The organism is Pedobacter sp. 05L430 (genome assembly GCF_056397585.1).
This window is the reverse complement of record NZ_JBFTNT010000650.1, coordinates 1-406: the sequence shown is the minus strand read 5'-3', so window position 1 is coordinate 406 and position 406 is coordinate 1. Positions and strand designations below refer to the sequence as shown.

Sequence of the window (406 nt, the reverse complement as noted above, 5' to 3'; positions counted from 1 at the left end):
CTACTGTAAGTGCCAACGTAGTAGACACTGGCAGGCTCAGCAACACCATAATCAGTAACCCAGTCGTGCACGGTGGAGAGGGTAAAACTTGTGGCCCAACCCAGTTTTCCTTTTAGGTTTTGTGAATTCAGGGATATATCGAGTCCTTTAGCCTTTAATTTCGAGTAATTGCCTCTTAAGATTTTGATGCCGGTATTTGAAGGAAAAGATTTATCGCCCAGGATATCAGAACCATTTTTGATATAATATTCCACTTTTCCATTAATGGAAGGATTTTTAAGACCAAACTCAACTCCAACATTGGCAATTGCTACCTTTTCCCATCTTAACTCTGGATTCCCTATATTGATGATGCTCGCAAAAGTCAGGTTAGTATACGCTGCCCCTAATGCATTATACCTTAAGG

The 406-nt window shown here is 40.6% G+C and carries 1 pseudogene; it reads right to left on the bottom strand.

Annotation, left to right across the window (positions count from 1 at the left end):
* Positions 1–406 (bottom strand): annotated as a pseudogene (locus tag AC1DG9_RS27800) (hypothetical protein); the annotation flags it as partial.